The organism is Vibrio japonicus, assembly GCF_024582835.1.
Lineage (GTDB): Bacteria > Pseudomonadota > Gammaproteobacteria > Enterobacterales > Vibrionaceae > Vibrio > Vibrio japonicus.
Genome location: NZ_CP102096.1, coordinates 2,006,339 through 2,025,525, shown reverse-complemented (window position 1 = coordinate 2,025,525; position 19,187 = coordinate 2,006,339). Strand labels below are relative to the sequence as shown.

The window sequence follows — 19,187 nt, the reverse complement described above, 5'->3', positions numbered from 1 at the left end:
CACATCTGACACGATAAATGTGCGACGTAATACTGCTCAAATTTAGAAAAATTGGGATTTTTTTTCATTCTACCCTTGAAAACCTATTTGCCGCCCTTATCTAAGGGGCATAGAGAAGCAAACAACATTATTTTTGTTTGTGAGCAAGGGTTGAAACCCGATTCTCCATCCCCACATAGGGGATATAGCAAAACGAAAATAGAATTTATTTGGAGATAGCCTGATGGGTAAAATCATTGGTATTGACTTAGGTACTACTAACTCTTGTGTGGCTGTACTAGACGGTGACAAGCCACGCGTAATTGAAAACGCAGAAGGCGAGCGTACTACAGCATCAGTTATTGCATACACCGATGGTGAGACGCTAGTAGGTCAGCCTGCAAAACGTCAAGCAGTAACAAACCCAGAAAACACGCTATTTGCAATCAAGCGTCTAATCGGTCGTCGTTTCGAAGACGAAGAAGTTCAGCGTGACATCGAAATCATGCCATACAAAATTGTTAAGGCTGACAACGGTGATGCATGGGTAGAAGCGAAAGGCCAAAAAATGGCTGCTCCTCAGGTTTCTGCTGAAGTACTTAAGAAAATGAAGAAAACTGCTGAAGACTTCCTAGGTGAGGAAGTAACGGGTGCAGTTATCACAGTTCCTGCTTACTTTAACGATGCTCAGCGTCAAGCGACTAAAGATGCTGGCCGTATTGCAGGTCTAGAAGTTAAACGTATCATCAACGAACCAACAGCTGCAGCGCTAGCTTACGGTCTAGACAAGAAAGGCGGCGACCGCACTATCGCTGTATACGACCTTGGTGGTGGTACATTCGATATCTCAATCATCGAGATTGATGAAGTTGAAGGCGAGAAAACGTTCGAAGTTCTAGCGACTAACGGTGACACTCACCTAGGTGGTGAAGATTTCGATAACCGCATGATCAACTACCTAGTTGATGAGTTCAAAAAAGAGCAAGGTATCGATCTTAAGAACGATCCACTAGCAATGCAGCGTGTTAAAGAAGCCGCAGAAAAAGCGAAGATTGAGCTTTCTTCTACTTCACAAACAGACGTAAACCTACCTTACGTGACTGCAGACGCGACTGGTCCTAAGCACATGAACGTTAAAGTAACGCGTGCGAAACTAGAATCTCTAGTTGAAGACCTAGTACAACGTTCTCTTGAGCCACTAAAAGTTGCTCTAGCTGACTCTGATCTATCAGTAAACGACATCACTGACGTAATCCTAGTAGGTGGTCAGACTCGTATGCCTATGGTTCAAGCGAAAGTGGCTGAATTCTTTGGTAAAGAAGCTCGCCGCGACGTAAACCCAGATGAAGCAGTAGCAATGGGTGCTGCAGTTCAGGGTGGTGTACTTGCGGGTGAAGTGAAAGACGTACTTCTATTAGACGTTACTCCTCTGTCTCTAGGTATCGAGACAATGGGCGGCGTAATGACTAAGCTAGTTGAGAAGAACACAACTATCCCAACGAAAGCGAACCAAGTTTTCTCTACAGCAGAAGACAACCAGAATGCGGTAACTATCCACGTTCTACAAGGTGAGCGTAAGCAAGCGATGTACAACAAGTCTCTAGGTCAATTCAACCTAGAAGGCATCCAGCCTGCACCTCGTGGCATGCCACAAATTGAAGTAACTTTCGACCTAGATGCGGATGGTATCCTACACGTATCAGCGAAAGACAAGCAGACTGGTAAAGAACAGAAGATCACAATCCAGGCATCTGGTGGTCTGAGCGATGAAGACATCGAGAAAATGGTTCAAGAAGCGGAAGCTAACAAAGAAGCGGACAAGAAGTTCGAAGAGCTAGCAACTGCACGTAACCAAGCAGACCAAATGATCCATGGTACTCGTAAGCAAGTTGAAGAAGCGGGCGAAGCTCTTCCAGCAGACGAGAAAGAGAAGATCGAAGCTGCAATCGCGGAACTTGAAGAAGCTCGTAAAGGCGACGACAAAGAAGCAATTGACGCAAAAGTTCAGGCTCTAATGACTGCTGCTCAAAAGCTAATGGAAATCGCTCAGCAACAAGCTCAAGCACAACAAGGTGCTGAAGCGGGTGCACAACAGTCTAAAGAAGATGACGTTGTAGACGCAGAGTTTGAAGAAGTTAAAGAAGATAAGAAGTAATTCTAAACGAGAGTAGCTTAGGCAATGGTTAGGCTACTCAGTTGGAAACTCCTTATTTGAATCTTTGCGGGCGTTTGAGGTAACTCTAACGCCCGCATGTTTGTAAACAGAATTGTCTTTCTAGCTAAGTGCTTTTAAAAAGAGCTTTTACCTAAAACGATACAAACACCAAGCGGCAATCGCCGTTTGCAGTACTACATTGGTGACGAAGAATATGTCAAAACGTGATTTTTACGAAGTATTAGGCGTAAGCCGTGATGCATCAGAACGTGATATCAAGAAGGCGTACAAGCGTCTTGCAATGAAATTCCACCCAGACCGAAATCAGGGTGACGAATCTGCTGCGGACAAGTTTAAAGAAGTAAAAGAAGCGTACGAAATCCTAACCGATTCTCAGAAGAAAGCAGCGTATGACCAATACGGTCACGCAGCTTTTGAACAAGGCGGTATGGGCGGCGGTGGCGGCTTTGGTGGCGGCGGCGCTGATTTTGGCGACATCTTTGGTGATGTTTTTGGTGATATTTTTGGTGGTGGTCGTCGTGGTGGCGGTGGTCATCGTGCACAACGTGGTGCAGACCTTCGCTACAATATGGAACTGAGCCTAGAAGAAGCCGTTCGTGGTGTTTCTAAAGAAATCGAAGTACCGACATTAGTTCACTGTGACAGTTGTGACGGTAGTGGCGCTAAGAAAGGTACATCTGCTGAAACATGTGGTACCTGTCATGGTCACGGTCAAGTGCAGATGCGTCAAGGCTTCTTTGCGGTGCAACAAACCTGTCCTACCTGTCATGGTAAAGGTAAGATCATCAAAGACCCATGTAATGTATGTCATGGTCAAGGCCGTAAACAGAAAACTAAGACGCTTAACGTTAAGATCCCAGCTGGTGTGGATACTGGCGATCGCATTCGTCTTTCTGGTGAAGGTGAAGCAGGAGAAATGGGCGCACCATCCGGTGACCTATACGTACAAGTTCACGTGAAAGACCACCATATCTTTGAGCGTGATGGAAACAACCTTTACTGTGAAGTGCCTGTGAGCTTTGCGATGGCTGCTTTGGGTGGAGAAGTTGAAGTACCAACTCTTGATGGTCGAGTAAGCTTGAAAGTGCCATCAGAAACGCAAACTGGCCGCATGTTCCGTATGCGTGGTAAAGGTGTGAAAGGTGTTCGCGGTGGCGGCATCGGTGACTTGATTGTGAAGTTAGTTGTTGAAACGCCAGTTAACTTGAGCTCTCGTCAAAAAGAATTGCTTAAAGAGTTTGAAGAATCTTGCGGTGGCGAAGCGGCAACAAGACACAAACCAAAGTCTGAAGGTTTCTTCAACGGTGTGAAGAAGTTCTTCGATGATCTGACTAGCTAATACTAACGATTGGCGAATACATGTTGTGAAAGGCTGAACTTAGGTTCAGCCTTTTTTGTTTTTGGGTGATAGACTAAGGCTAAACTATTTATTTCGTCGCACTATGGATCTTTACCACACTTTTTCAACGATTATTGACCGTTATTACGTATCTAAGAGCCGAGTTGTACTCGCATTTAGTGGAGGCGTTGACTCTAGAGTAATGCTGGATCTACTGGCTAGATATCGAAATGAAAACAATGTCCGTTGCCTCGCAGTACATGTGCATCATGGATTGAGCGAGAATGCCGATGATTGGCTTAATCAATGCCAAAGTTGGGCTGAGCAGGCAAACATTGAATTTGTGGCGGAGAGGGTGCAACTGTCTATCGAAGGGAAAAGCCTTGAAGAGTGTGCACGAGAGGCGCGTTATCAAGCACTTAGTCGTCATCTTAATGAGCACGATTTATTGTTAATAGGTCAGCATAGTGATGATCAAATCGAAACCTTTTTGCTTGCACTCAAAAGAGGAAGTGGACCTAAAGGCTTGTCTGGGATGGCAGAAGCGATGCCTTTTGGGAATGCGACAATCATAAGGCCATTATTGAAAATTAGCCGAAAAAGCATTGAAGAGTATGCGAGTTGCCATGGTCTTGACTGGGTCGAAGATGAGAGCAATACAGACTCGAGATTTGATCGAAACTTTATCCGTCATAACATTTCCCCTCTGCTTACAGGGCGGTGGCCGCATTTTGCACAAGCAGTCAATCGAAGTGCTGAACTTTGTTCAGAACAAGAAACACTGATAGAAGAGCTACTTCAAGACAAACTCAATGCTGCGCTTTCACATGATGGAAGTTTGGATATAGAGGTGATTGGTCTTACAAGCGAATTGTCCCGAGCAAGGCTCATTCGTATGTGGCTGGCCAATCACAAGGTACGAATGCCAAGCAGAGCGCACCTGAGTAAAATTTGGCTCGAAGTCGCACTAGCAAAACACGATGCGAATCCAATACTGAATTTACCTGATGCTCAAATCCGTCGGTTCTCTGGAAGATTGTATGTAGTGAAGCATACAGAAGACATTTCTCATTGGCACCAAGGCTTACATTTAAACGAACGAGTGGTATTGCCTGATCATAGTGGTTGGCTTGAGTTGAAAACATCCGATCAAGGGAATTTGGATCAGCACGCTCTTATGCAAGCGCCGTTAAGGGTGATGTTTAATCCTGAAGGGTTAAGTGCTCATCCTGCGGGACGCGGGCATAGCCGAAAGCTAAAGAAGTTGTTTCAAGAATATGGTGTCCCTAGCTGGCAGCGTCGCAGAATGCCGATACTGATGTGTGGGGAGGAGGTAGCCGCGATCGCAGGTTTATTTATTGATTATCGATTTACAGGTCAAGATTGTGAACTAATCTGGGACAAGTCATTGTAAGTTGTGTAAAAATCTCTTCCATAAAAAACACATAATAACTAGGTCTATAGACCTGTGAACAATAAGGAAGAGCAATGAAAAAACTCGCTATTGGAATGGTAATCGGTATGAGCCTTCTTGGTGGTCAGGCAATGGCAGCTGGCGATGTCGCGGCAGGACAAGCTAAAGCAGCAATATGTGCGGCTTGTCATGGTGCAGATGGTATCGCAGTGATTCCAGGTTACCCACACCTTAAAGGTCAAAACGAGCAATATATCGTTTCCTCTATCAACGCATACAAAAATAAAGAGCGTAATGGCGGCTTGGCGGCTGTGATGCAAGCTCAAGCTGCAATGCTAAGCGATGCGGATATCGTTAACCTTGCCGCGTACTACTCAAGCCTTAAGTAATCGTTACTTGAATCTTCTTTTAGCCTGAGCTTAAACTGCTCGGGCTTTTTATTGCTTGAATAACATGGGATAATGTACGACATAGCCAAAGTTTAAGGGATGAACAATGAAAAAGATTGAAGCGATCATAAAGCCATTTAAGCTAGATGACGTTCGAGAAGCACTGGCAGAGGTGGGCATTACAGGTATGACGGTTTCTGAAGTTAAAGGCTTCGGTCGTCAAAAAGGCCATACCGAGTTATATCGCGGTGCCGAGTATATGGTGGACTTTTTGCCTAAAGTGAAATTAGAAATTGTCGTTACCGATGATGTCGCAGAGCAGTGTGTCGATACGATTGTTGAAACCGCTCAAACAGGCAAAATTGGCGATGGTAAGATTTTCATTACTGATATTGAGCGCGTCGTGCGTATCCGTACTGGTGAAGAAGACGAAGACGCAATCTAACGTATATCTTCTTAAAAAGAGCCGAAAGGCTCTTTTTTGTATTTAAAGCTTTGTATTGAAAGCCATGAACAAAAAACATTTAGTTTTAATCCCTTTTGCCCTCGCTGCCGTAACGGTGGCCGGATACCAATCGGTTTTCACTTTACCTAAGCAGGATCAACTCTCGTCCATATCAGCCTCAGGAGTCGAGTTGTCATTAAAATGCTACAAAAATAGTCAGGCTAAACGGCTTGATCACCAGAAGCATATCAACGTACTTGTCTGGAATATCTATAAGCAAAACCGTGAGAATTGGGAAGAGGAACTAACCAAGCTCAGCAAAGGTACTCAACTGGTATTGCTTCAGGAAGCCAGTATGACACCATACTTACAAGCCTGGATTCAACAACAAAAATGGTTTGGCAATCAAGTTGATGCATTTGCAGCGTTTGATGCAACAGCGGGCGTGTTGAATCTGTCCCTTGATACGCCAAGCGTAGCGTGTGCGTATACAGAGCTCGAACCCTGGTTACGTTTACCTAAATCGGCGTTGTATGCCACTTACCCGTTGTCCGATGGCTCACAGCTCGCGGTAGTCAATATACATGCGGTTAACTTTACTTATGGCACTGAAGAATATCATCGCCAGTTAAACACCTTGGTTGAGGAGCTATTGAAGCATCAAGGGCCCGTTGTCGTAGCGGGGGATTTTAATAGTTGGAGTGAGGCTCGTCTTAACGTGATGACGCAAGCGCTGCAAAGGGTGGGACTACAAGCAGTCTCTTATGATATGGATAACCGGACGCAGTTTATTACGGGTTTACCATTAGATCATGTGTTTTACCGTGGGCTAGAACTGATAAAAGCAGAGGCACCGATATCGAGTGCCTCTGATCATAATCCAATTGTAGTGAGCTTTGCGCTCAAACGCTAAAAGATAGCGATGTACAACGCCCAAATCAGATAGTAAACCAACCAAGGAAGTGCGGAAATGACCAACGCTTGGCCTCGTTCAAACTCTGTCCAAGTGCCTACCGCTGCGTACCCCATAGCGATGTACCAAGGGAGTAGTATTGGGAATGAGCTGGCAAATTGAGCCCACTCGCTAGTCAGCGGTAATTTAAGAAAACCATTTAAGCTGTTTAAATCTGCCGCGTAAATCATCACGTAGCCATGTTTCAGTAGTACACTCACGTAGCTTGCGATGTCACCAATAATAGCTGGGAAGGTAATCACGGCACTCGCCGCAAACCAACGCCAAAAGCCATGTTGATGCTGACTTGGTTTGGTAGCCAAGTTGAACCAAAAGGCGAGCATTAGGATCGTTAATGTTCTGTTTATAACGTCATTAATGATTTCTTTGGCCATGAGCGTATTTGTATCGAGTAACTCTAGCTGCTGAGGTGCGACTGTCTCTAGCTGGGCAGATAGCTCAGTCTTCAGCCATTCAAAGTTAACGATATCGAAATAAGCCCCCCAAAATAGGAAAGGGGAGAGAATCAGAACGATATAAGGTTGCCAGCCCCACATTCCTCTCTGGTGTAGTGCCAGAAAGCATGAACTTGGGGAGCGAAAAATATCGACCAGCATACTCAAAGGGTTACTTGACGGCGTCATACGCTTACCTTAGTCACATCCACATAGAGTTTGAGTTGTTGCCCGGGCTTAATGAATGTGGCTTTGCTCAAACCATTCCATTTGACAATATCTTGTGATTTCACTTTGAACTTGTTCGCTATGCCACTGATGGTGTCACCTGAACGTACTTTATAGAAAACGGTTCGGATAATTCCGCCATCAGTATTGTCTTTCCAAATAACCAGTTTTTGGCCTTGACGCAGCGTATCGCGTGGCCCCATGCCATTCCATTTCGCTAGGGATTGATGAGACACCTTATTGGCTTTAGCGATACTCCAAAGACTTTCACCTGAAGAGACTGTGTGTGTTAGCTTGTACTTACCACGACTCTTTGATTGCGTTTTCGCAAGACGATTTGTCGCTGACAGTTCGTAGGTCTGTTCTTCTTTCGCAGAGACAGGTATCAATAAGTATTGACCCGCGCGGATATTGTGTCCATTCAGACCGTTGGCTTTCTGAATCACTTTCGTGGTCGTGTTATTGCGCTTAGCCAAGACACTCAGAGAGTCGCCAGACTTCACTTTGTACCGCACTAGCTTTAACCCTTTACCGCGATTTTTCTCTACTTCGACTTTGAATTTATCAACGGAGTGGTTAGGAATAAGTAGTTGATGTGGTCCGCTTGGCGCGGTTGACCATTGGTTATAAGCAGGGTTTAAACTTTGAAGTTGTTTAACAGAAATACCTGCGTATTGCGCTGCGATAGCGAGATCCAACTGTTCTTTCGGGTCGACCAAAGTCACAACTGGCTTGTTCGCAATTGGCGGTATTTTGATGCCATATTTCTCCTGATTCGCAATAACATCTGCGAGCGCCAGAAGTTTTGGTACGTAACCACTTGTCTCTTTAGGCAGATCAAGAGAGAAGAAGTCGATAGGTTTCCCTAGTCCGTTATTCTTTCGTATTGCCCGAGATACACGACCACCGCCACTGTTGTAAGCGGCAATTGCATGCGTCCATTCGCCGTCGAATCGTTTATTGAGGTTGGTGAGGTAGGTAAGTGCTGCATCGGTAGATTTGGATACATCACGACGACCGTCGTACCAAAAGTTTTGTTCAAGGCCAAACATTTTGCCAGTTGAAGGGATAAACTGCCATAAACCCGCAGCACTTCCGTGAGAGTAGGCAAACGCATCAAACGAACTCTCTACGACGGGAAGCAACGCCAATTCCAGTGGTAGGCCACGCTCTTCTATCTCTTCTGTAATGAGATAGAGGAAGGGTTCAGCACGCTTAGAAACCGTTTTTAAATGATTTGGGTGCTTTAGATACCACGATCGATAGTAGTTGACCGCTTTATGATCTGGGATAGGCATCTCTAGCTGCATAGCGATACGTTGCCATACGTCTTCTTGAGATTGGGGGGTCTCAACAGGTTGCGGATTCGCGTTATGTTGAGAAGATTCAGTCTGATCGACCGCAGGGGTATTGTTGGTGGCTGAAGAGGCATTCTCTCCAGAATCAGTTGGCTGGGTTAGCTGACATCCGGCTAATAAAAGTGCTAATACCCAGCTGTACGTTACTCGCATTACACAGCCCTTTTTTATTTTGGCTGGAGATAATACTTGCCACTGAGTAAGAGTGACAAGTAACAAATCGTTAAAATTCGTTTTTCCACTCACGCAAAGCGGTAAAAATTGAAAGTGGATCGGTTTTTTGAGTCCGGTTTGCCACTGAACGCATGACACTGGTTTGGTCTGTTCTCAAAAATGGGTTGATCCATTTTTCGCGGCGGATAGTGGTTGGTAATGTCGGTCTATTTTGTGCGCGAAGACGATTTACGTCATCTCTGTATTGTTGCAGTTGCGTATTGTCCGGTTCAACGGCTAATGCAAATGCGACGTTACTCGCGGTGTATTCATGGGCGCAGTACACTTCGGTTTCTTCTGGAAGAGAGGAGAGTTTAGTCAGAGAGCTATACATCTGCTCCATTGTGCCTTCGAAGACGCGACCACATCCTGCTGAAAATAGCACATCGCCGCAAAACAGTTTGCCATCGCCAATGTATCCAATGTGTCCACTTGTATGGCCTTCAAGACCTAATACAAGAAATATCTCATCAAATAACTCAATTTGGTCACCTGCTTCAACCGCGTGTGTCAAAGTCGGTACTGGTTCATTCGCCGGACCAACGACACTGATTCCCGGGTACTGTCGTACAAGCTCAGACACGCCACCGATATGATCGTTATGGTGGTGAGTGATCAGGATCGCTTCTAAGCTTAGGTCGTGCTGTTTAAGGTATTCTAATACGGGTTTGGCGTCTCCTGGGTCAACAACAGCGCAACGCTGATCGCTATTTTGAATCAGCCAGATGTAATTATCATGAAACGCAGGTATGCTTTTGATATCTAACATGGTCGTCTCTCCCGTTACCAGAGTGAAGCAGGTTATGTATGAAACCAGCACGCAGCAATAAGAAGCTTGAACAGCCTCATTCATGGTCTCAGCTTAAAAATGGCCAATGGGTGCATGAATCAATTCAAACTCGCATCGACGAATGGTGCACGAAGCTTTTTGGCTATCATATGCTTAAGCTTGGTGGGCTTAGTTGCGAGTTAACCAGTTTTGCCTGTAATATTCAACATCAAGTCCACCTTGATTGCCAGAATCCACTACATAATGTTATTGCAGATGCGCACGACCTACCTTTTTTGGAAAAAAGTTTTGATGCAGTGGTAATGGCTCATCAACTCGACTATAGCAATGACCCGCATCGATTACTTCGCGAAGTGGATAGAGTGATGATCGACGATGGTTACCTAATAGTGACCGGATTTAATCCCATTAGCTTTATTGGTCTTGGAAGTCTGATGCCTTGGAGAAGGCGCTGCCTACCGTGGAGTGGACGGATGTTTACGCCAAATCGCATCGCCGATTGGCTAGGTGTCCTTAACTATCAGGTAATAGAGCGAGATTGCTACGCACTCTTTCCAATGCAAAAGTATCGCCCTATGTGGACGTGGTTAGAGAATGGTCTTGGTGATTGCGCATCCCCATTTGGCAGCCTGTATTTCATTGTTGCCAGAAAACGAACCTACCCACTTAAACCTATAAAGTCGTATCGGTCACTGAAACGAAAATTGACGCCACTGGGCGTCAATTACAAAATTTCAAACCGATAGATTTAGCTCGGAATATAACCCGTATCTTCGTCCGTTGGGTTTTCCGCCGCCGCGCGTGCGAGCTCGTCACACATTTCGTTTTCTCTGTGACCAGCATGACCTTTCACCCAATGCCACTCCACTTGATGACGTTGAGTTTCTGTATCAAGTGCTTTCCATAAATCGGCGTTTTTAACCGGCTTTTTGTCGGCGGTTTTCCAGCCACGTTTTTTCCAGTTATGGATCCACTGAGTAATACCTTGGCGAACATATTGACTGTCGGTGGTAAGGATAACCTTGCATGGCTCTTTAAGTGTTTGCAGCGCAACAATGCTAGCCAGCATCTCCATGCGATTGTTGGTGGTTAGGGTATAACCCTTAGAAAGAGTTTTTTCGACTTGTTTATAGCGAAGTACGATGCCATATCCACCTGGCCCCGGATTACCCAAGCAAGAACCATCTGTGAAAATTTCCACCTGTTTCGTCATGATTTGATACTATTGGTTAAAGCATTTAATTGGCATAGTCTGACACACATATTGTTATGAATACCAGCGACAATTCGAAATACAATCGTATCGTAGTACTTGATACCGAAACCACGGGTATGAACCGAGAAGGTGGTCCTCACTACCAAGGACACCGGATCATTGAAATCGGTGCGGTAGAGATCATCAACCGTAAATTAACCGGGCGTCACTTTCACGTTTACATCAAGCCTGATCGAGAGATTCAATCCGAGGCTGTTGAAGTTCACGGTATTACCGATGAGTTTCTGGTTGATAAGCCAGAGTATCAAGACGTCCATGCCGAGTTCTTAGAGTTTATTAAAGGCGCAGAGCTAGTTGCCCACAACGCGCCCTTCGATACCGGCTTTATGGACCATGAGTTTTCTATGCTCGATTCAAGCATCGGAAAGACGGACGATTACTGTAAGGTGACGGATACCCTTGCCATGGCGAAGAAAATCTTCCCGGGCAAGCGAAATAACCTTGATGTGTTGTGTGATCGCTATGGTATTGATAACTCACACCGTACGCTCCACGGGGCACTTCTCGATGCGGAGATACTGGCTGACGTCTATCTATTAATGACCGGTGGGCAGACCTCATTGCAGTTTAATGCGGGAAGCTCTGAAGGCGATATGGGAGGCGAGTCAATAAAACGAGCAGTTGCTGGACGAAAAGCGCTAAAGGTAATTCGTGCGACTGCCGATGAGCTAGATGCACATCAGAGTAGATTAGATATCGTCGAGAAAAGCGGAAGCTGCCTTTGGCGTCAGTAGGAGAGAGAATGTTAAGGATTTGGTTTGTTGTTTTCGGTTTATTACTAAGCAGTGCCAGCTTCGCTGCGCAAGAATCTTCGATGAGCTTGATTGATAACCGTTTCCGCGTCGATCCTTCGATTCAGCAAATTACGTTTGTCATTTATCGAGAAGAAAACTCTCAGCCAACAGTGTTAGTCCGCCCAGACGGTAAGAAATATTACGCATGGCGTAGCCCAGACAACGTACGTTGGTATCAAGAGCCATCAATGGACATCATCTCGATTGATAACCCGATGCCGGGGCCTTGGCAAGCTGTTGGTAAAGTGACACCAAAGAACAACATCAAATTGATTTCCCACTTAAAGCTCTCTTCTGATGTATTACCAACACGTTTGTTTCAAGGAGAGTCACTGAAATTTACAGCTCGGTTGACGTCGGACGACAAGCCTCTGGTTCTACGAGATTTTATAGATAGAGTGAAATTAAACGTCACTTTTACTAAGTACGTAGAAAATGAAGAGACTCTTAATAAAGAGGCAAAACCACTGCCGATGACCATTGGTGAGTTTGCTGATGACGGGTTAGAGCTAGACGAAGTGGCTGGTGATGGCGTGTTTACGGTTTCTCTACCCATTAGCAGTGCGCCAGGGAAATATCGAGTGCGTATTACTTCAGGAAACGGCATCTTCCTACGCGCGCAAGAGCAAGAAGTGCTTGTATATCCAACGCCGATGGAAATCACGTTCATTCAATCGCGAGCGGATACTGAACCACATCGCGTTGTTGTGTCTGGTGAGCAGGGGATGATTGCGCCAGGTTCAATTGCAGCTTTTGTCGAACACAAAGATCCTAAAGGGAATGTAGTGAACGTTCAAGGTTCAGCTGGACAAGAGAGCAATAAACTTGAACTGACCATCCCTTATACTCAATTGCTAGGGAACTACGCATGGACAGGGGGAATCTTCGCCACTGAACTAGGTTCAGGACGTCCTTTAACATTCACGATGGACGAGCGCACTTATAGCGTTGTTGAGGAAGTCGATATTGCTGAAACTCGACGTCTTCAGGAAATAGAGCGGCTAAAGCAACAGCAACTGCTTGAAGAGCAACGCCTGATAGAAATGCGCGAAGCAGAGAAAACGAAGGCGATGATTATGATCGCGGTGGGTAATGTGGTCGTGATTATTCTTGCATTAGTGGCTTGGTTTGTTATGGGTAAACTGAGGGCGCGCAAACAAGCATTGCCAGAATTGCAGTTAAATGTACCTAAGAAATAAACACATTTAACTCTCAAAACATGAAAAGGGCTGCAAACGCAGCCCTTTGTTTTAGGAGAGCGGGGGAGGTGACGGTTAAGCCACTTCTTCCATTGGTGTTATTTGAGTTGGAAGTGGTTTAGCGGCTAACTCTTCTGGAGAAAAATCATCGACATTGATGGCATACAAGCGATGTTCTTCCGCTTCTTTCAGAAGTTTCGCTTCGCTGTTATTGATAATTCCTTTCTCTAAACCGATATCCGCAATCGCATCTAAGCGAAGGAATGGACGTCGTTCTCCAATGGCTTTACACACTTTGTCGAAAACAGGTTCTGCTTCCAGAATAATTTCTAGTGCTTGTTCCAATCGACCTGCCGGGTTGAATGGCGTTGCAGCGGTGTATTGGTTGCGGCCGATACGTGATCGTGTCGCAGATGGCGTTTGCAGAATGCGTGCAACTTGGCTATCGAGTGTATCACTTGGCGCTTTTCTTACACGGCCAAATGGCATAATGAGAACACGCAGTGCTTTACCTAACCATTTGTTCGGGAAGTTAGCCAAAAACTCATCAATGGCTACTTCTGTTTGTTTTAAGCTATCTTGAAGTCCCCAGTGAACCAAAGGCAGATCGTCTGCAATTCGACCATCACTTTCAAAGCGTTTTAGAGCCGCAGAGCTTAGATACAGTTGACTTAAGATATCGCCAAGTCGAGCAGATAAACGTTCTTTGCGTTTTAAAGAGCCGCCTAGTACCGCCATCGAGATATCTGACAAGAACGCGATATTAGCGCTGTAACGGTTAAGCTGTTGGTAGTAGCGCGTGGTGGCGTCTTTGACTGGCGCACTTGAAAAACGCCCATCCGTCAAACCAAGCCAAAAGCTTCTTACTAAATTGCTCATCGTAAAACTTACGTGACCTGCCAATGCACTATCAAATTTGTTTAGGGCATCTGATGAGTCCGAGTACGCGGCGTTCATTTCTTCCAACACATATGGATGGCAGCGGATGGCACCTTGACCAAAGATGATCATGGAGCGAGTTAGAATGTTTGCTCCTTCTACAGTCACGGCAATTGGCGCACCTTGGTAACCGCGAGCTAAGAAGTTTGATGGACCAAGACAGATCCCTTTACCCCCAACAATATCCATCGCGTCGATGATGCTTTGCTGACCACGATGAGTACAGTGGTACTTCACAATTGCGGAGATAACAGATGGCTTTTCACCTAGGTCGATACCAGCAACGGTTAGATTGCTTGCCGCATCCATCACATACGCGTTACCGCCCAATCGCGCCAATGGCTCTTCCACACCTTCCATATGGCCAATAGGCTGCTTGAATTGACGGCGAATACGTGAATACGCACCGGTAGCCAAAGCTGCACTCTTGATGCCACCAGTAGAGTTAGACGGTAGTGTGATTCCTCGACCTACTGAAAGACATTCCACTAGCATACGCCAGCCTTGACCCGCCATCTTAGGTCCACCGATGATGAAGTCCAAAGGCACAAATAAGTCATTGGCACGTGTTGGACCATTTTGGAACGGTACATTCAATGGGAAGTGACGGTTACCGATCTCAACGCCTTTTAGATCAGTCGGGATTAGCGCACAAGTAATGCCGATGTCTTCTTTATCGCCTAACAGACCGTCAGGGTCGCGCAGCTTGAATGCAAGACCAAGGACTGTCGCAACAGGTGCTAAAGTGATATAGCGTTTGTTCCAGGTTAGGCGCATACCCAGCACCTCTTTTCCTTGCCACTCACCTTTACATACCACACCGAAATCAGGGATCGATCCTGCATCTGAACCCGCTTCAGGGCTGGTTAACGCGAAACAAGGGATCTCTTTACCTTCTGCTAGGCGAGGTAGGTAATGGTCCTGTTGCTCACGTGTGCCATAGTGCTGAAGAAGCTCACCAGGGCCAAGAGAGTTAGGCACCCCAACCGTTGAAGAAAGTACACCAGACACACCTGTCAGTTTTTGTAGCACTAACGATTGGGCGTACGCAGAAAACTCTAGACCACCGTATTTTTTCTTGATGATCATGGCGAAGAACTTGTGGTCTTTTAGGTATTGCCATACCTCTGGCGGAAGGTCTGCCAATTCATGAGTGACTTGGTAATCATTGACCATTGCGCAGACTTCATTCACTGGGCCGTCAAGAAAGGCTTGTTCTTCGGCGCTCAGACTTGGTGCTTTAATGCCGTGTAACTTGTTCCAGTCAGGTTTGCCTTTAAACAGCTCTGCTTCCCACCAGACAGTACCCGCATCGAGTGCTTCTTTCTCTGTTTGAGACATGGCAGGCAGGACTTTTTTAAACAGGCTCAGCGCTTTTTTACTGATTAATGATTGGCGAATCGCTGGTACGGCGAATACGATGACTGCCGCGACATAAAGCAGCCAACCGACAGAGCCCGCTGTTCCAGCAAAAGAAAGTATCACCATCGTTGCCGTTAACGCTGCTATTGAGATGAGTAGTGAGGCTCTGTGGTACATGCATATGGCCAGTACCGCAGTAAACCCGAGTATAGAGAGCAAGATATCCATATTTATTTTCCTTGTTCGACGTTTTTAGTTTGAGCACGTCGTGTTTTGGTAAGAGGTCTTACCAGTTAAGTGTAATCAAAGTATTAACAAAATGTAAAACATGTTCTTGTTCAAAAAGTGATCTAAGTAGAGTGAAAATTCTAAAAATGGCTGATGGTGCTGATTTTCTGAGCGTTGAAGGTCAAGAAAGGGGGAAATGTTAGGGGTGATCTATCGACAGTTAGGATTGTTTGAGTAAACTCAACCAATAAAGGAGGTAACGCCATCGGCGTGCCGTATATTTCATATTAATTAGAGATAGCCTATGTACCAGGATCTGATTAAAAACGAGCTACTTGAAGCTGCAGACGTTCTGAACAAGTTTTTAAGCGATGACAACAACATTGCTCAAATTGAAGCGGCAGCAAAAATGCTTGCAGACTCATTTAAACAAGGCGGTAAAGTACTGTCTTGTGGTAATGGCGGCTCACATTGTGACTCCATGCACTTTGCTGAAGAATTAACAGGTCGCTACCGTGAAAACCGTCCGGGTCTTCCGGGTATTGCCATCTCTGACCCAAGCCACCTTTCTTGTGTAAGTAACGATTTTGGTTACGATTACGTATTCTCTCGTTATGTTGAAGCCGTTGGTTCTAAAGGTGATGTTCTGTTTGGCCTATCGACGTCTGGTAACTCGGGCAATATTTTAAAGGCGATTGATGCCGCAAAAGAAAAAGGCATGAAAACCATCGCTTTGACGGGTAAAGATGGCGGAAAAATGGCGGGTCTGGCGGATATCGAAATTCGTGTTCCTCACTTTGGTTACGCGGACCGTATCCAAGAGATCCACATCAAAATCATCCATATTATTATTCAGTTAATTGAAAAGGAGATGGAGAAGTAAATCTTCTTCATTTTATCGCGGTGAAGCACTCGAGCATCGGGTGCTTTCAACAGCGATGGTCGTAGTAAGGGAGTTGCTTAAACCATGTGTGAATTGCTCGGAATGAGCGCGAATGTGCCGACAGATATCTGTTTTAGTTTTACAGGTCTGATGCAACGTGGTGGTAAAACTGGACCTCACCGAGACGGTTGGGGGATTACGTTTTACGAAGGAAAAGGCTTCCGTACTTTTAAAGATCCTAACCCGAGTTGCCAGTCGAAAATTGCTGAACTGGTGCAGAACTACCCGATAAAAAGTCGTGCGGTGGTGAGCCATATTCGTCAGGCGAACCGTGGTGGTGTAAACCTAGAAAATACGCACCCATTTACCCGTGAGTTATGGGGACGTTACTGGACGTTTGCCCACAATGGTCAACTCACTGACTACCAGAGTTTAGAGACAGGGCGACATCGTCCGGTCGGGCAAACGGATAGCGAGTTGTCATTTTGCTGGTTACTCAAGCAGATGGAAGATCGGTATCCAGAGCCCCCGCAAGACATGATCGGTGTGTTTCGTTTTGTCGCACAGTGCTGCGAAATACTTAAAGCGAAAGGCGTATTTAACATGTTGCTTTCAGACGGTGAGTACGTCATGACCTTCTGTACCAACCATCTTTACTGGATCACCCGCCGAGCACCATTTGGAAAAGCGACGTTGATTGATGAAGATGTGACGATTAACTTCCAAGAAGAAACCACGCCCAACGATATTGTCTCAGTGGTTGCGACTCAGCCACTCACCGATAACGAAAAATGGCATCGAATGAAGCCAGGTGAGTTTGGTATTTTTCATTTTGGTGAGTTGATTGATGGCAATGCATCAGAGCTAGCAGATGTTGCTTTCGCGCCAAAGAAAGTGGAAAGCCAAGCGCCGACTGAACCTTTGGAGTAACTCTCTGTTAGGGTGGTTTTTGACGGTTTGAAAATTAAATAGAAATAAAAAAGGTTGATGCATTGGCATCAACCTTTTTCTTTATTTACTAAATGGAAATTATGCTATCTGAGCTTTTACGTGCTCGACGATGTCCGCCATCGCAACAGCAGCTTTCTCACCAGTACGGCGGTTCTTGTACTCGAAGTTGCCTTCTTTCATTGAACGGTCACCGATGATGATGGTGTGTGGTACACCAAGCAGTTCCATATCAGAGAACATCACGCCTGGACGCTCTTTACGATCGTCAAACAGAACTTCGATACCCATAGCGGTCAGTTCAGCGTACAGCTTCTCAGCTGCTTCTTTCACTTCTTCAGACTTGTGCATGTTCATCGGTACAATCGCAACCTGGAATGGAGCAAGTGCATCAGGCCAGATGATACCGTACTTGTCGTGGTTTTGTTCGATAGCTGCCGCAACAACACGCGTGACACCGATACCGTAACAACCCATCTCAAGAATGACATTCTTACCGTCAGGGCCAAGCACGCCACAGTTCATCTTCTCAGAGTAGTTTTTACCTAGTTGGAAGATATGGCCGACTTCGATACCGCGTTTAAGCTGAATAGTACCTTTACCACATGGGCTAGGATCGCCTTCAACCACGTTACGTAGGTCTTCTACTTGACCCAACTCAACGTCACGACCCCAGTTAATTCCGAAGTAATGTTTGTCATCGATGTTCGCACCCGCGCCGAAGTCGCTCATGACTGCTACGCTACGATCAACGATGAATGGCAGTTTAAGACCAACAGGGCCTAGAGAACCTGGGCCTGCACCGATAAGTGCACGAATCTCTTCTTCCGTTGCCATTTCAAGTGGAGCAGCAACTTCTTTCAAGTTTTCTGCTTTCACTTCGTTTAGCTCGTGGTCACCACGGATGATCAGAGCAATGATGTCTGCATCAACTTCGTCAGACGCTTTGACAAACAATGTCTTAACTGTTTTCTCGATTGCCAGACCGTGTTGCTCAACCAATTCTGCGATCGTTTTCGCGTTTGGCGTATCCACTAGCGTCATTTCTTGAGTTGGCGCTGGAGCTGCATCAGCAAGAGCCAAAGCTTCTGCTTTTTCGATGTTCGCTGCGTAGTCAGACTCAGTGGAGAACGCAATCAGGTCTTCACCGCTCTCTGCTAGCACGTGGAACTCTTGAGAGCCGCTACCACCGATAGCACCGCTATCTGCAAGTACAGGGCGGTAATCCAGACCCATGCGGTCGAAGGCTTTACAGTAAGCATCGTGCATTGCGTCGTAAGACTTCTGTAGACCGTCTTTATCGATGTCAAAGCTGTATGCATCCATCATCGAGAATTCGCGAGAACGCATTACGCCAAAGCGTGGACGGCGTTCGTCACGGAATTTAGTCTGGATTTGGTACAGGTTGAGTGGAAGTTGCTTATAAGAGCTGACTTCGTTACGTACCAAGCTGGTGATCACTTCTTCAGCTGTCGGGCTAAGAACAAACGGACGAACATGACGGTCAGTAAAGCGAAGTAGCTCAGGTCCCATTTTTTCGCTGCGGCCTGTCTCTTCCCATAGTTCAAACGGCTGAACAACGGGCATCAAAGTTTCGATTGCACCTGCATTGTCGATCTCTTGACGAACGATGTTTTCGACTTTACGCAGCACACGTAGACCAGTAGGTAGCCAGGTGTAAAGACCTGAAGCCAGCTTACGGATCATACCTGCACGTAGCATGAGCTGGTGGCTCACTACTTCTGCGTCGTTTGGAGTCTCCTTCAGAGTAGAAAGAAGATATTTACTGGTACGCATTAAATTTATCCGTTTATTTAAGT

17 protein-coding genes are annotated in these 19,187 nt (G+C 45.8%); 11 read left to right on the top strand and 6 right to left on the bottom strand.

All coding sequences use genetic code 11. The features are described from left to right. Nucleotides 1–223 precede the first annotated feature (223 nt). From dnaK to NP165_RS09555, 6 genes are all read left to right on the top strand, one after another. Nucleotides 224–2,134, top strand: a complete 1,911-nt coding sequence (gene dnaK / locus NP165_RS09580; RefSeq protein WP_257083749.1) for a molecular chaperone DnaK — start codon at nt 224–226, stop codon at nt 2,132–2,134. A 214-nt stretch (nt 2,135–2,348) separates the two neighbouring features. Beyond that, nucleotides 2,349–3,494 carry a molecular chaperone DnaJ gene (gene dnaJ, locus NP165_RS09575; RefSeq protein ID WP_257083748.1) on the top strand — a complete coding sequence of 382 codons (1,146 nt, stop codon included), beginning with the start codon at nt 2,349–2,351 and terminating at the stop codon, nt 3,492–3,494. 103 nt (nt 3,495–3,597) lie between these two features. Beyond that, a complete protein-coding gene (tilS, locus tag NP165_RS09570; protein WP_257083747.1) occupies nt 3,598–4,908 on the top strand; it encodes a tRNA lysidine(34) synthetase TilS in 1,311 nt (436 codons plus the stop codon). Between the two features lie 74 nt (nt 4,909–4,982). Beyond that, entirely contained in the window at nt 4,983–5,297 is a 315-nt protein-coding gene (locus NP165_RS09565; protein ID WP_257083746.1) for a c-type cytochrome, read from the top strand. A gap of 106 nt (nt 5,298–5,403) precedes the next feature. Then, nucleotides 5,404–5,742 carry a nitrogen regulatory protein P-II gene (glnB, locus tag NP165_RS09560; RefSeq protein WP_257083745.1) on the top strand — a complete coding sequence of 113 codons (339 nt, stop codon included), beginning with the start codon at nt 5,404–5,406 and terminating at the stop codon, nt 5,740–5,742. Nucleotides 5,743–5,806: 64 nt separating this feature from the next. Next, entirely contained in the window at nt 5,807–6,655 is an 849-nt protein-coding gene (locus NP165_RS09555; protein WP_257083744.1) for an endonuclease/exonuclease/phosphatase family protein, read from the top strand. On the opposite strand, the gene NP165_RS09550 is transcribed toward NP165_RS09555, so the two are convergent. The 3 genes from NP165_RS09550 to gloB form a co-directional block, all read right to left on the bottom strand. After that, nucleotides 6,652–7,338: a YIP1 family protein gene (locus NP165_RS09550; protein ID WP_257083743.1), complete on the bottom strand. Its 687-nt coding sequence runs from the start codon at nt 7,336–7,338 to the stop codon at nt 6,652–6,654. The two genes, NP165_RS09555 and NP165_RS09550, sit on opposite strands and share 4 nt — an antisense overlap. Further along, nucleotides 7,335–8,888 carry a lytic transglycosylase gene (locus NP165_RS09545; protein WP_257083742.1) on the bottom strand — a complete coding sequence of 518 codons (1,554 nt, stop codon included), beginning with the start codon at nt 8,886–8,888 and terminating at the stop codon, nt 7,335–7,337. Before NP165_RS09545 ends, NP165_RS09550 begins: the two co-directional genes overlap by 4 nt. 70 nt (nt 8,889–8,958) lie before the next feature. Then, nucleotides 8,959–9,717, bottom strand: coding sequence for a hydroxyacylglutathione hydrolase (gene gloB / locus NP165_RS09540; protein WP_257083741.1), 759 nt, complete (start codon nt 9,715–9,717; stop codon nt 8,959–8,961). 38 nt (nt 9,718–9,755) lie between these two features. On the opposite strand from gloB, the gene NP165_RS09535 reads away from it, so the two are divergent. Beyond that, a complete protein-coding gene (locus NP165_RS09535) occupies nt 9,756–10,484 on the top strand; it encodes a class I SAM-dependent methyltransferase (RefSeq protein ID WP_257083740.1) in 729 nt (242 codons plus the stop codon). 2 nt (nt 10,485–10,486) lie between these two features. Here the strand turns inward: NP165_RS09535 and rnhA are convergent, their stop codons facing one another. Continuing rightward, a complete protein-coding gene (rnhA, locus tag NP165_RS09530; RefSeq protein WP_257083739.1) occupies nt 10,487–10,951 on the bottom strand; it encodes a ribonuclease HI in 465 nt (154 codons plus the stop codon). Between the two features lie 56 nt (nt 10,952–11,007). Between rnhA and dnaQ the strand changes: the two genes are divergently transcribed. Together dnaQ and NP165_RS09520 are read left to right on the top strand one after the other, a co-directional pair. Further along, nucleotides 11,008–11,748: a DNA polymerase III subunit epsilon gene (dnaQ, locus tag NP165_RS09525; RefSeq protein ID WP_257083738.1), complete on the top strand. Its 741-nt coding sequence runs from the start codon at nt 11,008–11,010 to the stop codon at nt 11,746–11,748. Between the two features lie 8 nt (nt 11,749–11,756). Further along, nucleotides 11,757–13,007, top strand: coding sequence for a TIGR03503 family protein (locus NP165_RS09520; RefSeq protein ID WP_257083737.1), 1,251 nt, complete (start codon nt 11,757–11,759; stop codon nt 13,005–13,007). A gap of 75 nt (nt 13,008–13,082) precedes the next feature. Here the strand turns inward: NP165_RS09520 and fadE are convergent, their stop codons facing one another. Then, nucleotides 13,083–15,536, bottom strand: a complete 2,454-nt coding sequence (gene fadE, locus NP165_RS09515; RefSeq protein WP_257083736.1) for an acyl-CoA dehydrogenase FadE — start codon at nt 15,534–15,536, stop codon at nt 13,083–13,085. A gap of 304 nt (nt 15,537–15,840) precedes the next feature. Here fadE and lpcA point away from each other — a divergent pair, with 304 nt between their 5' ends. Continuing rightward, nucleotides 15,841–16,419, top strand: a complete 579-nt coding sequence (gene lpcA, locus NP165_RS09510; protein WP_257083735.1) for a D-sedoheptulose 7-phosphate isomerase — start codon at nt 15,841–15,843, stop codon at nt 16,417–16,419. An 84-nt stretch (nt 16,420–16,503) separates the two neighbouring features. Continuing rightward, entirely contained in the window at nt 16,504–17,349 is an 846-nt protein-coding gene (locus tag NP165_RS09505) for a class II glutamine amidotransferase (protein ID WP_257083734.1), read from the top strand. Between the two features lie 99 nt (nt 17,350–17,448). On the opposite strand, the gene NP165_RS09500 is transcribed toward NP165_RS09505, so the two are convergent. Continuing rightward, nucleotides 17,449–19,164 (bottom strand): proline--tRNA ligase, encoded by a 1,716-nt coding sequence (locus tag NP165_RS09500; protein ID WP_257083733.1) that lies wholly within the window; start codon nt 19,162–19,164, stop codon nt 17,449–17,451. Nucleotides 19,165–19,187: the final 23 nt, after the last annotated feature.

What these genes read in the sequence shown, in the direction of transcription:
- NP165_RS09535 (WP_257083740.1), top strand. Translation starts at nt 9,756, where the DNA reads ATGAAACCAGCACGCAGCAATAAGAAGCTTGAACAGCCTCATTCATGG.
- NP165_RS09545 (WP_257083742.1), bottom strand. Translation starts at nt 8,888, where the DNA reads ATGCGAGTAACGTACAGCTGGGTATTAGCACTTTTATTAGCCGGATGT.
- glnB (WP_257083745.1), top strand. Translation starts at nt 5,404, where the DNA reads ATGAAAAAGATTGAAGCGATCATAAAGCCATTTAAGCTAGATGACGTT.
- NP165_RS09555 (WP_257083744.1), top strand. Translation starts at nt 5,807, where the DNA reads ATGAACAAAAAACATTTAGTTTTAATCCCTTTTGCCCTCGCTGCCGTA.
- NP165_RS09550 (WP_257083743.1), bottom strand. Translation starts at nt 7,338, where the DNA reads ATGACGCCGTCAAGTAACCCTTTGAGTATGCTGGTCGATATTTTTCGC.
- NP165_RS09565 (WP_257083746.1), top strand. Translation starts at nt 4,983, where the DNA reads ATGAAAAAACTCGCTATTGGAATGGTAATCGGTATGAGCCTTCTTGGT.
- dnaJ (WP_257083748.1), top strand. Translation starts at nt 2,349, where the DNA reads ATGTCAAAACGTGATTTTTACGAAGTATTAGGCGTAAGCCGTGATGCA.
- tilS (WP_257083747.1), top strand. Translation starts at nt 3,598, where the DNA reads ATGGATCTTTACCACACTTTTTCAACGATTATTGACCGTTATTACGTA.
- dnaQ (WP_257083738.1), top strand. Translation starts at nt 11,008, where the DNA reads ATGAATACCAGCGACAATTCGAAATACAATCGTATCGTAGTACTTGAT.
- gloB (WP_257083741.1), bottom strand. Translation starts at nt 9,717, where the DNA reads ATGTTAGATATCAAAAGCATACCTGCGTTTCATGATAATTACATCTGG.
- NP165_RS09500 (WP_257083733.1), bottom strand. Translation starts at nt 19,164, where the DNA reads ATGCGTACCAGTAAATATCTTCTTTCTACTCTGAAGGAGACTCCAAAC.
- rnhA (WP_257083739.1), bottom strand. Translation starts at nt 10,951, where the DNA reads ATGACGAAACAGGTGGAAATTTTCACAGATGGTTCTTGCTTGGGTAAT.
- NP165_RS09520 (WP_257083737.1), top strand. Translation starts at nt 11,757, where the DNA reads ATGTTAAGGATTTGGTTTGTTGTTTTCGGTTTATTACTAAGCAGTGCC.
- dnaK (WP_257083749.1), top strand. Translation starts at nt 224, where the DNA reads ATGGGTAAAATCATTGGTATTGACTTAGGTACTACTAACTCTTGTGTG.
- NP165_RS09505 (WP_257083734.1), top strand. Translation starts at nt 16,504, where the DNA reads ATGTGTGAATTGCTCGGAATGAGCGCGAATGTGCCGACAGATATCTGT.
- fadE (WP_257083736.1), bottom strand. Translation starts at nt 15,536, where the DNA reads ATGGATATCTTGCTCTCTATACTCGGGTTTACTGCGGTACTGGCCATA.
- lpcA (WP_257083735.1), top strand. Translation starts at nt 15,841, where the DNA reads ATGTACCAGGATCTGATTAAAAACGAGCTACTTGAAGCTGCAGACGTT.